The sequence below is a fragment of the Streptomyces sp. NPDC028298 genome (assembly GCF_055565895.1).
In genome coordinates this window covers 196,413-209,718 of the sequence record NZ_JBVHTL010000011.1, presented here as the reverse complement: position 1 = coordinate 209,718, position 13,306 = coordinate 196,413, and the positions used below count along the sequence as shown (strand labels likewise).

Here is a 13,306-nt window from a genome sequence, read left to right as displayed (position 1 = left end):
AGATGGACTCGGGGCCGGGCCCTTTCGTGCTGCTCTCGTGCCGGAGGCCTAGGCCTCGAACACCTCACGCACCAGCTGCTCCTGCTCCGCCTGGTGCCGCTTCGCGGAACCGACGGCGGGGGAGGAGGAGTGCGGGCGCGAGATGCGGCGCAGGCGCTCCGCGCCCGGGACGTCCGCGCCGACCGCCAGGTCGAGGTGGTCGATCAGGTTGAGCGCGATGAACGGCCAGGCACCCTGGTTCGCCGGCTCTTCCTGGGCCCACAGGTACTTCTCGGCGTTCGGGTACTTGGCGATCTCCGCCTGGAGCTCGGCACCCGGGAGCGGGTACAGACGCTCGATACGGATGATCGCCGTGTCCGTGGAGCCGCGCTTCTGCCGCTCGGCCTCCAGGTCGTAGTACAGCTTGCCGGCGCAGAACACGACCTTGCGCACGGCGGCCGCGTCGACCGAGTCGTCGCCGATGACCGGGCGGAACTGGCCCGACGTGAACTCCTCCGCCTTCGAGGCCGCGGCCTTGAGGCGCAGCATCGACTTCGGGGTGAAGACCACCAGCGGCTTGTGGTGCGGGTTGTGCACCTGCCACCGCAGGAGGTGGAAGTAGTTCGACGGGAGCGTCGGCTGGGCGACCGTCATGTTGTTCTGGGCGCAGAGCTGCAGGAAGCGCTCGATACGGGCCGAGGAGTGGTCCGGGCCCTGGCCCTCGTAGCCGTGCGGCAGCAGCAGGGTGACGCCGGACGTCTGGCCCCACTTCTGCTCGGCGGCCGAGATGTACTCGTCGACGATCGTCTGCGCGCCGTTGACGAAGTCGCCGAACTGCGCCTCCCACAGCACGAGCGCGTCCGGGCGGGCCAGCGAGTAGCCGTACTCGAAGCCCATGACCGCGTACTCGGAGAGCAGCGAGTCGTAGACGTTCAGGCGGGCCTGCTCGTCCGAGAGGTACTGCAGCGGGGTGTAGTCCTCGCCGTTGACCCGGTCGATCAGCACCGCGTGGCGCTGGCCGAAGGTGCCGCGGCGCGAGTCCTGGCCGGACAGCCGGACCGGCGTGCCCTCCAGGAGCAGCGAACCGATGGCGAGGGTCTCGCCCATGCCCCAGTCGATCGTGCCGTCCTCGATCATCGCCGCGCGGCGCTGGAGCTGCGGGAGCAGCCGCGGGTGCACGGTGACGTTGTCGGGGATGTTGACCTGGGACTCGGCGATCCGCTTCACGATCTCCTGGGAGACCGCGGTGGACACGGCGACCGGGAACTCGGCCTGGACGTCCGGGACGTGGGCCTCGGGCGCCTGCGCGACGGCCTCGCGGACCTCGGTGAAGACCTTCTCGAGCTGGCCCTGGAAGTCCTGGAGCGCCTGCTCGGCCTCTTCGAGGGTGATGTCGCCGCGACCGATGAGGGACTCGGTGTAGAGCTTGCGCACCGAGCGCTTCTTGTCGATCAGGTCGTACATCAGCGGCTGCGTGAACGCCGGGTTGTCGGACTCGTTGTGTCCGCGGCGGCGGTAGCAGATGAGGTCGATCACGACGTCCTTGTTGAACGCCTGACGGAACTCGAAGGCCAGGCGCGCGACACGGACGACGGCCTCGGGGTCGTCACCGTTCACGTGGAAGATCGGCGCCTCGATCATGCGGGCCACGTCGGTGGCGTACATGGAGGAGCGCGACGACTCCGGGGCGGCGGTGAAGCCGACCTGGTTGTTGATGACGATGTGGACCGTGCCGCCCGTGCGGTAGCCGCGGAGCTGCGACATGTTGAGCGTCTCGGCGACCACACCCTGGCCGGCGAAGGCCGCGTCACCGTGCAGGGCGACGGGCAGGACCGTGAAGTCCGTGCCGCCCTTGTTGATGATGTCCTGCTTGGCGCGGACGATGCCCTCGATGACCGGGTCGACCGTCTCCAGGTGGGACGGGTTGGCGGCCAGCGAGACCTTGATCTGCTCGCCGTCCAGGCCGGTGAAGGTGCCCTGGGCGCCCAGGTGGTACTTCACGTCGCCGGAGCCGTGCATCGACTTCGGGTCGAGGTTGCCCTCGAACTCGCGGAAGATCTGCGCGTACGACTTGCCGACGATGTTGGCGAGGACGTTCAGGCGGCCGCGGTGGGCCATGCCGATGACGACCTCGTCCAGGCGGGACTCCGCGGCGCTGTCGATGACGGCGTCGAGGAGCGGGATGACGGACTCGCCGCCCTCCAGGGAGAAGCGCTTCTGGCCGACGTACTTCGTCTGCAGGAAGGTCTCGAAGGCCTCGGCGGAGTTCAGCCGGCGCAGGATGCGGAGCTGCTCCTCGCGCTCGGGCTTGGAGTGCGGGCGCTCGATGCGGTCCTGGATCCACTTGCGCTGCTTCGGGTCCTGGATGTGCATGAACTCGATGCCCGTGGTGCGGCAGTACGAGTCGCGCAGGACGCCGAGGATGTCGCGCAGCTTCATCAGGGACTTGCCGGAGAAGCCGCCGACGGCGAACTCGCGCTCCAGGTCCCACAGGGTGAGCCCGTGCTCGGTGATGTCCAGGTCGGGGTGCTTGCGCTGCTTGTACTCCAGCGGGTCGGTGTCGGCCATGACGTGGCCGCGGACCCGGTAGGAGTGGATCAGCTCGAAGACGCGGGCGGCCTTGGTGACGTCGTCGTCGTGGCTGGCGTCGATGTCCTTGAGCCAGCGGACCGGCTCGTAGGGGATCCGCAGCGACTCGAAGATCTCGTCGTAGAAGCCGGTCTCGCCGAGCAGGTAGTTCGCGACGATGCGCAGGAACTCGCCGGAGGCGGCGCCCTGGATGACCCGGTGGTCGTAGGTCGACGTGAGCGTCATGACCTTCGCGATGCCGAGCTTGTTCAGGGTGTCCTGGGAGGTGCCCTGGAACTCCGCCGGGTAGTCCATCGAGCCGACGCCCATGATGACCGACTGTCCGGGCATCAGACGCGGGACCGAGTGGACGGTGCCGAGGCCGCCGGGGTTGGTCAGCGAGACCGTGACCCCGGTGAAGTCGTCCATCGTCAGCTTGCCGTCACGGGCGCGGCGGACGATGTCCTCGTAGGCCTGCCAGAACTCGAAGAAGTTCAGCGTCTCGGCCTTCTTGATGCCGGCGACGACGAGCTGGCGGTCGCCGTTGGGCTTCACCAGGTCGATGGCGAGGCCGAAGTTGACGTGCGCGGGCTTGACGAGGGTGGGCTTCCCGTCCTTCTCCGCGTAGTGCCAGTTCATCGACGGCATGGCCTTGATGGCCTGCACCATCGCGTACCCGATGAGGTGGGTGAAGGAGATCTTCCCGCCCCGGGCGCGCTTCAGGTGGTTGTTGATGACGATGCGGTTGTCGAAGAGCAGCTTCACCGGGACCGCGCGCACGGACGTGGCCGTGGGCAGCTCCAGGGAGGCGTTCATGTTCTTCGCGACGGCACCGGCGGGACCGCGCAGGGTCACGTACTCGGGGCCCTCGGGCGCCTCGGCGGCCGGAGCGGCCTTCGGCTTCGCGGCGGCCGGAGCGGCCTTCGCGGGAGCCGGCGCGGCGGCGGCGGGCTTCGGAGCCGCGGGAGCGGCGGCCGGAGCGGGCGCGGCCGGAGCCGGGGCCTGGGGAGGAGCCTGGCGCGCTGCGGGTGGCACGGGCGCGGCCGGCGCGGCCGTGGTGGTGCCTGCGGCCCCCGCGGCCGCAGCACCCGCCGTAGCCGCGGCGGCGGGCGCCCCGGGCTTGTAGTCGGCGAAGAAGTCCCACCAGGCTCGGTCTACCGAATTCGGGTCCTGGAGGTACTGCTGATAGATCTCGTCGACGAGCCACTCGTTGGCACCGAAGGCGGCCGCGGGGTTCTTCCCGGCGGCTTGGTCATCGGTCGAGATACTCGAGTTACTGGGGGACTGTGGCGACACGGCGCTAACCGCCCTCTTCCGCTTCACAAGGTGATGGACAGCGGGAATAAAGGCTACGCCTCCCTGGCCGAGAAGGTCAGGCCGGGCCTGTCCAACGTCGCGTAAGTCACATCGGAATCCGTGTTTCGCCCATGGAAATGGCGGGAAACAAGCGTGGTTCCGCATCGGAATGGGTACGGCGGCCCCGGGTCGCGGCAAGCTTCACGCGGCCCTGTGCCTGATCACACGTGTACGCACCCGGCGACAGCGGTGGATCTTGCGGCTCCGGTTCGAACTTTACGTCAACTTGGCAGAGAAGGGAGGCCCGGAAGGATGACCTGGATCCGGCAACCCCGCTGAGATTCGGCCACACCGATGCGTCCGCCGTGCAGATCCACGGCCCAGCGGGCGATCGCGAGCCCCAGTCCCGTACCGCCGTCACTGCCCGGACCGTGGGGCGCGGGCACCCCGCCGCGGTTGAACCGCTCGAAGACGCGGTGCCACTCCGACTTCGGAATGCCGGGCCCCTCGTCCAGGACCTCCAGGGCCAGCGACTCGGGATGGTCGCCCCGCCGGGCCCGTACCGTCACCCGGCCGTGCGGCGGGCTGTGCTTGACCGCGTTGTCGATGAGATTCGCCACGACCTGGTGGATCCGCTCCGGGTCCGCGTGCGCGGTCAGCTCCGGCGGGGACACGTCGAGGTGCAGATGCACGTCCGTGCGGGTGTGACCGCCGCCCGAGCCCGAGGCGAGGTCCGCGCGCGCGGAGGCGACCATGTTGGCCTCCTTCAGCACCCCGGACAGATACGGCCACACCTCGAAGCGCCGCCTGCGCAGCGGTACGACGCCGTTGTCCAGCCGCGACAGGTCGAGAAGGGTCTCCACCAGCCGGCCGAGGCGCTCCGTCTGCTTCAGCGCGGTGCGCATCGTCTCGGGGTCGGCCTCCGAGACGCCGTCCACGACGTTCTCCAGGACGCCGCGCAGACCCGCGATGGGAGTGCGCAGCTCGTGCGAGACATTCGCCACGAGCTCCTTGCGCTGACGGTCCTGGGCCTCCAGCTCGTCGGCCATGAGGTTGATCGTCTGGGCCAGGTCGCCCAGCTCGTCCCGCCGGTCGTCCCGCACCCGGCGGGTGTAGTCCCCGTGCCAGATCGACCGGGCCACCGCGTTCATCTCGTCCAGCGGAGCGGTGAGCGAGTGCGCCACGAACTGGGTGATCAGCAGCGTGGCGATCATCGAGAAGACGGTGATGAAGCGGAGCTCGGTCTTCGTGTGCACCGCGATCATCGACAGACCGGTGGTGATGAGCACGGAGATGACGACGAGTGCGCCCAGCTTGGTCTTGATCGAGAAGGGCCGTACCTCACCCCAGCCCGAGTTCCTGCGCCCCGCGGACGCGCGCTCGCCGAGCCCGCGCCCCCGCTCTCCGAGTCCGCTCATCACATCAGCCCCTCACGCGGGTCCCGCTCTCACGGGGCCCGACGATCCCAAGGAGGTCCCGCTCAGGGAGTCGGGGTCTCCAGTGCGTAGCCGACGCCGTGCACCGTACGGATCCGCTCGGCGCCGATCTTGCGGCGCAGCGCCTTGATGTGACTGTCGACGGTCCGGGTACCGGAGGCGTCCGCCCAGTCCCACACCTCGGCGAGAAGCTGCTCGCGCGAGAGTACGGCACGCGGGGTGTTCGCGAGGCAGACCAGCAGGTCGAACTCGGTCGGCGTGAGGTGCACGTCCTCGCTGCGGACCCGCACCCGGCGCTGCGCGTGGTCGATCTCCAGCTCGCCGAGCCGCAGGATGCCGCTGCGCGGGGTGGAGGCCGCGACGACCGCGCGCTCGACCCTGCGGAGCAGCACGTGCACCCGCGCGGCCAGCTCGCGCATCGAGAACGGCTTGGTCATGTAGTCGTCGGCGCCGACTCCGAGCCCGACCAGCATGTCGGTCTCGTCGTCGCGCGCGGTGAGCATCAGCACCGGCACCGGGCGGGCGGCCTGCACGCGCCGGCAGACCTCCAGACCGTCGAAGCCGGGCAGCATGATGTCGAGGATCAGCAGATCGGGCTGCCAAGCCTCGGCGGTGTCGACGGCGGCAGGGCCGTCGCCCGCGGTTTGCACGAGGAATCCCTCGGCTCGCAGACGGGCCGCGATGGCGTCGACGATCGTGGGGTCGTCCTCGACGACCAAAACCCGGCGCTGTGCGCCCGGGGTCGCCGCCGTGCCGTTCTGGGAGGTGTGTGTCTGCTCCATCGCCCGCCCCTGAAGTGTGCTTTCCGGAATCCGTGGGGTGATCCCATGACTGCGCTTGACGCTTGAATGATCCGCGTCAGGCAAGCAGGGTACGGGCAGTGGGTGCGGCTCGGCTATCCAGGCCTCACCGCGAGATGCACCACGTCGGGAACGCCCCGGGCAACGGGGATCACTTCGGTACGGACCCGTCGGAATCCGGCATTCCGCAAGGTTCCTTCAAATTCCGGAGAGGGCTGCGCCGACCACACCGCGAGGACGCCACCCGGCCTCAACGCCCTTGCGCAGCTTGCCAGTCCGGACGCCCCGTACAGTCCCGCGTTGCCCTCGGTGACCGTCCAGTCCGGTCCGTTGTCGATGTCGAGACACAGGGCGTCGAACGTGTCGGAGATCTCATTGACGTACTCGACGAGGTCCCTCTCGACGATGTCGGTGCGCGGGTCCGCGAGCGCCCGGGCCGAGAGCGCCGCGAGGGGGCCGTCCCGGTGCCAGTCGATGATCGCCCGTTCGCGCTCGACAACCGTGATGCGTCCCCAGCGGCGATCGGCCGCGGCGTGCGCCAGCGAGAACCCGACGCCGAGGCCGCCGATCAGCACGCTCGGCTCCGGGCGCCCGTCCAGGGCGTCGTACGCCGCGTCCATGAGGAGCCGCTCGGAACGCCCGTCGGAGGTGTCCATCAGGAAGCATCCGTTGGCGATGATCTGCAGCAGGTCGCCGTGGCGCCGCAGCACGACCTCGCCGTAGGGGCCCTGGCGACGGTCGATGACTTCGGGAGTCCTGTACGAGGTCATGGCCGCCATCCTGGCATTTTCACCTGTACGGGTCGCGGGAATTGCGGGCGCCGGTTCCCTCGGCCGCCGGAGTGACGGCGGGCCGCACGAGGTTGACCGGCCCACCCCTTTCTTGAGGAGTCCCTGAGAATCGGCCGTCACGTGGCGCCGGTCATAGACAGGGGCGGAGGGGGCGCGAAGGCTGGTCCGCGACGGAAGGAGCGCCGCACCGTGGACCGGACCCCCACCGAAGACCCCTGCACGGCGGCCGCCCCGGCTCCCCGGTCCGCGACGGAAGTGGCCGCTCCCGTCACCCGGTCCTCCGCGCCGACGGGCGAGGCCGCGGCGCGTACCGGTGAGGGTTCCGTGTCGGCCGGTCGGGCCCCGGCGTCCGCCGGGCAGCCTTCCGTGTCCGCGGACGGGGTCGCCGCGCGTACCGGTGGGGTGCCCGTGTCCGCCGGTGGGGTCGCCGCGCGTACCGGTGGGGTGCCTGTGTCCGCCGGTGGGGTCGCCGCGTGTACCGATGGGGTGTCCGTGTCCGCCGGGCGGGTTCCGGCGTCCGCCGGGCAGGTTTCCGCCTCCGCGGACGGAGTCGCGGTGCACCCCGGCGAGGCCTCCGTGTCCGCCGGGGCGGATCGCGGTGCGGCTTCATCCGGTCCTCTCCCCGCGGTGCCGCGGCAACGCGGGTCCTGTTCCGGCCTCGCCCCGCGACCCGGCTCGGATTCCGTCCCCGGCCCTGCGCGACGCGACGGCTCCGGACCGCCCGCCGCCCTCGGCCGCATCGGCCGATCACGCTTCCAGGGACTCCGGAGCCTGCTGCCCACCCCGCGGAGCACTCCCTTCACCTTCGGGTACGCGGCTGTCCTCGCCCTCGTCTCCTGGCTCGCCGGGCACACGCGCCCCGCGCTCGTCCACGCCCTGCACCAGGCGTCCAGCACGGACGTCGCGCACCTCGTACGGCACCCGGTGCTCGTGCTGATCGCGAGCGCGCTGTGGATCGTCGGCGGGATCGCCTCGCCGTACGCGGCCGGCTTCCTGCTCGTGCTGACCGCGCTGGAGCGCCGCACCGGCACGGTGTGGGCGGCCGGGGTCTTCCTGGCCGGGCACGTGGTGGCCACGCTGGTCACCGAGCTGCCGGTCGGTGTCGCGGTGCTGGCGGGCGGCCTGCCCGTCGGCTCGCTGCACCGGCTCGACTACGGCATCAGCTTCGGCGTCGCCGCGAGTGTCGGCTCGCTGGCGGGACTCCTGCCGCCCTGGCTGGGCCGGCCCCTGCTGATCGGCTTCGGCGCGGTCCTCACCCAGGACCTGATCGTCCTCGCCGATCCGGTGACGGACGCGGGCCACCTGATCGCGCTGGCGATCGGCGTCGCGACCTGGCCCGCGGTCCGGCGTCGGCGACGCGGGCATCGCCCCGCCGCGTACGTCACACAGCCGGAACAGCCGGAACAGCCGCAAGGGGCGGAAGGGACGGAACAGGCCGCCCGGACCTGAGACGCGGGCTCCCCGACGAGCCGAGTCTCGCGACCGGACGTCCTCCCCGTCGAGAGCCACCTCGACCGGACGCCGCCCCGACCGGCTCACGGGCCCCTTCCCCGCCCCGGCGGACGAGAAGCGGCCCGTTGAGCCATCGGAGGGAGGACCGGCTAACGGATGGGCGCCCCGTTGCGGGCGTCGGACGCGGACTGCCATGCCTGCATGCCCGCCAGGGAGGCCTCCTTGGCCTGCCGCCACTTGATGGCCGCCACCTGCGACGGAGGCACATCCATGGCGCGGATCATGCGCCGGCCCGCGCTGAACACGGCGGCGGCCGCGATGACCATGCCGGTGCACGCCACCAGGGCACCGGCCGCGGTCAGCACGGCACCGGTCGTGACGAGCCGGGTGTCGATCTCGAGCTTGCTCTGGGCGAGGTGATGGTTCATGACTCCACGATCCGAGCCGGACGGCCACCCCGCATCCCGGAAGGTGGCCCCGACGCCGCATCGGCCCGCGACGCTCGGCGACGCTCGGCCCGCGACGCTCGGTCCGTGAGGCCGCGCGGTCCGCGACGCCGCTCGGTCGCGACGCCCTCCACCAGGCCGCCCGGCCCGCGACTCCCGCCGATCGCTCACAGCGAACGCTCCCCAGGGAACATTGCGAGCCTCCCGTGCATTGAGTCGACATAACTCAACTTGACTGCCGAAGGGGAGATCATGGCTTCGACGTCCGCATCACTCACCCTGCCCGTGCTGCCGCTCGACGACGAGGTCGTGCTGCCCGGAATGGTGGTGCCGCTGGATCTGAACGACACCGATGTGCGTGCCGCGGTGGAGGCCGCTCAGGCCGCCGCCCGTTCAACGCCCGGAAAGCCTCAGGTACTCCTGGTGCCACGCATCGACGGGACCTACGCGAGCACCGGTGTGCTCGGCACGGTCGAGCAGGTCGGCCGGCTGGCCGACGGCGACCCGGGCGCGTTGATCCGGGGGCGTGGGCGCGTGAGGGTGGGCGCGGGGACGACCGGTCCCGGTGCCGCCCTGTGGGTCGAGGGCACCCGGGTCGAGGAGACCGTGCCCGACCCGCTGCCCGGCCGGGTCGCCGACCTGGTGAAGGAATACAAGGCCCTGGCGACGAGCTGGCTGCGCAAGCGCGCCGCCTGGCAGGTCGTGGACAGGGTGCAGCAGATCGACGACGTCTCCGCCCTTGCCGACAATTCCGGTTACTCACCGTTCCTCACCGTGGAGCAGAAGGTCGAGCTGCTGGAGACCGCCGACCCGGTGGCCCGCCTCAAGCTCGCCACCGAACAGCTCCGCGAGCACCTCGCCGAGCAGGATGTCGCCGAGTCCATCGCCAAGGACGTCCAGGAGGGCGTCGACAAGCAGCAGCGCGAGTTCCTGCTGCGCCGCCAGCTCGAAGCCGTACGCAAGGAACTGCGCGACCTCAAGGGAGAGGACGGCGAGGACGAGTCCGACGACTACCGCGCCCGCGTGGAGGCGGCCGACCTTCCCGAGAGCGTCCGCGAGGCCGCCCTCAAGGAGGTCGAGAAGCTGGAGCGCTCCAGTGACCAGTCGCCCGAGGGAAGCTGGATCCGGACCTGGCTGGACACCGTCCTTGAGCTGCCCTGGAACGAACGGACCGAGGACGCGTACGACATCCGGGGTGCCCAGGCCGTGCTCGACGCCGAGCACGCCGGTCTGGAGGACGTGAAGGAGCGCATCACCGAGTACCTGGCGGTGCGCAAGCGGCGTTCCGAGCGCGGTCTCGGGGTCGTCGGCGGCCGGCGCGGCGGCGCCGTGCTCGCGCTCGTCGGCCCGCCCGGTGTCGGCAAGACCTCGCTCGGCGAGTCCGTCGCGCACGCCATGGGCCGCAAGTTCGTCCGTGTCGCCCTCGGCGGCGTCCGGGACGAGGCCGAGATCCGCGGCCACCGCCGTACGTACGTCGGCGCGCTGCCCGGCCGGATCGTCCGGGCCATCAAGGAGGCCGGGTCGATGAACCCGGTGGTCCTGCTCGACGAGATCGACAAGGTCGGCTCCGACTTCCGGGGCGACCCGGCGGCGGCGCTGCTCGAAGTCCTCGACCCGGCGCAGAACCACACCTTCCGCGACCACTACCTGGAGGTCGAACTCGACCTCTCCGACGTGGTGTTCCTCGCCACCGCCAACGTCCTGGAGGCCATCCCGGAGGCCCTGCTCGACCGTATGGAGCTGGTCCGCCTCGACGGCTACACCGAGGACGAGAAGGTCGTCATCGCCCGGGACCACCTGCTGCCGCGCCAACTGGAGCGGGCGGGCCTGGAGAAGGAAGAGGTCGTCCTCGACGAGAGCGCGCTGCGCAAGCTCGCGGGGGAGTACACCCGGGAAGCGGGCGTACGGAACCTGGAGCGGGGCATCGCCCGGCTGCTGCGCAAGGTCGCGGCCCAGCACGAACTGGGCCGCCGGGAGCTGCCGTTCACGGTCACCGACGGCGATCTGCGCGAACTCATCGGGCGCCCGCACCACGTGCCCGAGTCGGCGCAGGACCCGGCCGAGCGCCGTACGGCGGTGCCCGGTGTCGCCACCGGCCTGGCGGTCACGGGAGCGGGCGGAGACGTCCTCTACGTGGAGGCGTCGCTGGCCGACCCGGAGACGGGCGCGGCCGGTCTGACCCTCACGGGTCAGCTCGGCGACGTGATGAAGGAGTCGGCGCAGATCGCGCTCTCCTTCCTGCGCTCGCACGGCGCGGAGCTCGAACTCCCCGTCGGCGACCTGAAGGACCGCGGCGCGCACATCCACTTCCCGGCGGGCGCGGTCCCGAAGGACGGTCCGAGCGCGGGTGTCACGATGACGACCGCCCTGGCGTCGCTGCTGTCGGGCCGGCTGGTCCGCACGGACGTGGCCATGACCGGTGAGGTCTCGCTGACCGGGCGGGTCCTGCCCATCGGCGGGGTGAAGCAGAAGCTGCTCGCCGCGCACCGGGCGGGTGTCACGACCGTGATCATCCCCAAGCGCAACGAGGCCGATCTGGACGACGTCCCGGCCGAGGTCCTGGAGAAGCTCGACGTCCACACCGTCACGGACGTCCGCCAGGTCCTGGAGCTGGCACTGGCGCCGGCGACGAACGGTGCCGTGCCGGAGGTTCCGGTGGCGGCGTGACGGACGCTGCCGGAAGGGAAGGCCCGGGTCCCGTGAGGGAGGCCCGGGCCTTCGCCGTGCCGCGTGCCGTCGCCTTCGCCGTACGACCGGCGGCCGGCTCCACGCCGGCCGCCGTGCCGTACGGCAGGTGCGTCTCAGCCGTTGGCGAGCGCCTGGACGCGGTCCAGGGCACCGTTGAACTTGTCGTGGTCCCCGACCGTCGGTCCGGACGACGTGTACTGCCACATCGTGTAGTAGTCCCAGCCCGCCGGGAGGGTCCCCGGATCGGAGGCGTACCGCGCGATCCACAGCGGGTTGGCGGAGGCGAAGCCGCCGTAGTTGCCCGTGCACTGCGTCCACCAGCTCGCGGCCGTGTAGATCACCGCGTCACGGCCGGTCCTGGCCCGGTACTGGCTGAGGAAGCTGCTGATCCAGCTCACCATCGCGCTCTGGGTCTTGCCGTAACAGGCTGCCCCGTACGGGTTCCACTCGATGTCGAGCGTGCCGGGCAGCGTCCTGCCGTCGCCCGACCAGCCGCCGCCGTGGTCGACGAAGTAGTTGGCCTGGGTGGCGCCCGTCGTGGTGTCCGGGGTCGCGAAGTGGTAGGACCCGCGGATCATGCCGATGTTGTAGGCGCCGTTGTACTGCTGGGCGAAGTACGGGTTCGTGTAGTACGTCCCCTCGCTCGCCTTGGTGTAGGCCCACCTGACCCCGCTGTTCCACAGCGTCGACCAGGCGACGTTGCCCTGGTACCCGGCGACGTCGACCCCTTCCGTCTGGGTGGCGTCACCGGTGGTCGGCGTGCCGCCCTGACCGTCGTGGGCGACGACTCCCATGCCCATCCGGGCGGTGCCCCGGGCGGGGATGTCGGCGGCGGAGGAGGGGAGGGTGGAGAGGAGGGAGAAGGCGGCGAGCAGGGTTCCGGCCGCGAGCAGGCGCAGGCGGCGGGCCGTTCCGGATCTGTGCACGGACATGTGCGTGCCTCCGAAGGGCGAGGGAGCTCCGGAGCCCTGGGGGAGCCCTGACGGAGCTCGGTGGGGGGAAAGCGCGGGCATGCGTGCCCCGGGGGGATCAGGTCGTCCTTGACCTGGGAGTGGCGTGCGCATGCCAGTAAATGTGTCTGATAAAGAAGCTACGCACGTAGACGACGGCGTGGGAAGAGGGGCCGGAGGCTGCCGTTGGTCTACGCCTGCGAAATACTGGCGGAGCTGCGGCAACGGTGAGTTCTGGCAGAAACTTTCAGGATCGGGAAACCGGGTCAGGGGTGCTGACGTGCACGAGGGCGGGAACGACGGCGGACGTCCGGTCGAATCCGGCGTGTCGGGAAATGGTATGGACCGGCCCGCGGCGCACGGGGTCGGGGACCGCGAGTTCCTTTCCCTGGAGCGGGAGTTGACCGTGTTCCTGCGCCGCGCCCGTGCCAACCAGGGGGAGATGGCCCGCGAGGTGCATCCGGACCTGGAGTCCGCCGCGTACGGACTCCTCGTCCGTCTGGAGGAGTGCGGCCGCCAGCGCGCCACGGAACTCGCCGCCTACATCGGCGTCGGCAAGGCCACGATGTCCCGGCAGCTCCGCGCCCTGGAGGAGCTGGGTCTGGTCGCGCGCGAACCCGACCCCGCCGACGGTCGCGCCTGGCTCGTCCACCTCACCGACGAGGGCCGTGGCCGTGTCTCCAGCGTCCGCGAGGCCCGCCGGGCCCGCTACGTCCGCCAGCTCGCCCACTGGGACCAGAACGAGGTGGCGGAACTCGCCCGGCTGCTGAACCAACTCAACCGCGGAATGGAGAAGTAGCCCCACCGGGCGCCCACGGCTCCCTCCAGCTCGACGCACGACCCCTCCCACCCGCCGACCACCCACAGCCTTCGGCCCTGCAGAACCTCCCTCGGCCGCTC

The 13,306-nt window shown here is 70.9% G+C and carries 9 protein-coding genes; 3 read left to right on the top strand and 6 right to left on the bottom strand.

Annotated elements, in window-relative coordinates; translation table 11 throughout:
• Positions 1-48: 48 nt before the first annotated feature.
• The 4 genes from ACZ4TO_RS37280 to ACZ4TO_RS37265 all read right to left on the bottom strand — a co-directional run bounded on the left by ACZ4TO_RS37280 (position 49) and on the right by ACZ4TO_RS37265 (position 6,849).
• Positions 49-3,843 carry a multifunctional oxoglutarate decarboxylase/oxoglutarate dehydrogenase thiamine pyrophosphate-binding subunit/dihydrolipoyllysine-residue succinyltransferase subunit gene (locus ACZ4TO_RS37280; protein WP_382787475.1) on the bottom strand — a complete coding sequence of 1,265 codons (3,795 nt, stop codon included), beginning with the start codon at positions 3,841-3,843 and terminating at the stop codon, positions 49-51.
• Between the two features lie 281 nt (positions 3,844-4,124).
• Positions 4,125-5,261: a HAMP domain-containing sensor histidine kinase gene (locus ACZ4TO_RS37275; protein WP_385043165.1), complete on the bottom strand. Its 1,137-nt coding sequence runs from the start codon at positions 5,259-5,261 to the stop codon at positions 4,125-4,127.
• 62 nt (positions 5,262-5,323) lie between these two features.
• Entirely contained in the window at positions 5,324-6,061 is a 738-nt protein-coding gene (locus ACZ4TO_RS37270) for a response regulator transcription factor (protein ID WP_037620929.1), read from the bottom strand.
• A 113-nt stretch (positions 6,062-6,174) separates the two neighbouring features.
• Positions 6,175-6,849 carry a spermine/spermidine synthase domain-containing protein gene (locus ACZ4TO_RS37265; protein WP_382787470.1) on the bottom strand — a complete coding sequence of 225 codons (675 nt, stop codon included), beginning with the start codon at positions 6,847-6,849 and terminating at the stop codon, positions 6,175-6,177.
• A gap of 648 nt (positions 6,850-7,497) precedes the next feature.
• Here ACZ4TO_RS37265 and ACZ4TO_RS37260 point away from each other — a divergent pair.
• Positions 7,498-8,319, top strand: coding sequence for a rhomboid-like protein (locus ACZ4TO_RS37260; RefSeq protein ID WP_468026515.1), 822 nt, complete (start codon positions 7,498-7,500; stop codon positions 8,317-8,319).
• A gap of 152 nt (positions 8,320-8,471) precedes the next feature.
• On the opposite strand, the gene ACZ4TO_RS37255 is transcribed toward ACZ4TO_RS37260, so the two are convergent.
• Positions 8,472-8,750 carry a hypothetical protein gene (locus ACZ4TO_RS37255; protein WP_382787466.1) on the bottom strand — a complete coding sequence of 93 codons (279 nt, stop codon included), beginning with the start codon at positions 8,748-8,750 and terminating at the stop codon, positions 8,472-8,474.
• Between the two features lie 270 nt (positions 8,751-9,020).
• Here ACZ4TO_RS37255 and lon point away from each other — a divergent pair, with 270 nt between their 5' ends.
• Entirely contained in the window at positions 9,021-11,435 is a 2,415-nt protein-coding gene (lon, locus tag ACZ4TO_RS37250; RefSeq protein ID WP_382787464.1) for an endopeptidase La, read from the top strand.
• A gap of 134 nt (positions 11,436-11,569) precedes the next feature.
• Here lon and ACZ4TO_RS37245 read toward each other — a convergent pair whose 3' ends face one another.
• Positions 11,570-12,388 carry a lysozyme gene (locus ACZ4TO_RS37245; protein ID WP_382787462.1) on the bottom strand — a complete coding sequence of 273 codons (819 nt, stop codon included), beginning with the start codon at positions 12,386-12,388 and terminating at the stop codon, positions 11,570-11,572.
• Positions 12,389-12,686: 298 nt separating this feature from the next.
• Here ACZ4TO_RS37245 and ACZ4TO_RS37240 point away from each other — a divergent pair, with 298 nt between their 5' ends.
• Positions 12,687-13,205 (top strand): MarR family winged helix-turn-helix transcriptional regulator, encoded by a 519-nt coding sequence (locus ACZ4TO_RS37240; protein ID WP_382787460.1) that lies wholly within the window; start codon positions 12,687-12,689, stop codon positions 13,203-13,205.
• The last annotated feature ends 101 nt before the right edge of the window (positions 13,206-13,306 follow it).

What these genes read in the sequence shown, in the direction of transcription:
- ACZ4TO_RS37255 (WP_382787466.1), bottom strand. Translation starts at nt 8,750, where the DNA reads ATGAACCATCACCTCGCCCAGAGCAAGCTCGAGATCGACACCCGGCTC.
- lon (WP_382787464.1), top strand. Translation starts at nt 9,021, where the DNA reads ATGGCTTCGACGTCCGCATCACTCACCCTGCCCGTGCTGCCGCTCGAC.
- ACZ4TO_RS37270 (WP_037620929.1), bottom strand. Translation starts at nt 6,061, where the DNA reads ATGGAGCAGACACACACCTCCCAGAACGGCACGGCGGCGACCCCGGGC.
- ACZ4TO_RS37275 (WP_385043165.1), bottom strand. Translation starts at nt 5,261, where the DNA reads ATGAGCGGACTCGGAGAGCGGGGGCGCGGGCTCGGCGAGCGCGCGTCC.
- ACZ4TO_RS37245 (WP_382787462.1), bottom strand. Translation starts at nt 12,388, where the DNA reads ATGTCCGTGCACAGATCCGGAACGGCCCGCCGCCTGCGCCTGCTCGCG.
- ACZ4TO_RS37265 (WP_382787470.1), bottom strand. Translation starts at nt 6,849, where the DNA reads ATGACCTCGTACAGGACTCCCGAAGTCATCGACCGTCGCCAGGGCCCC.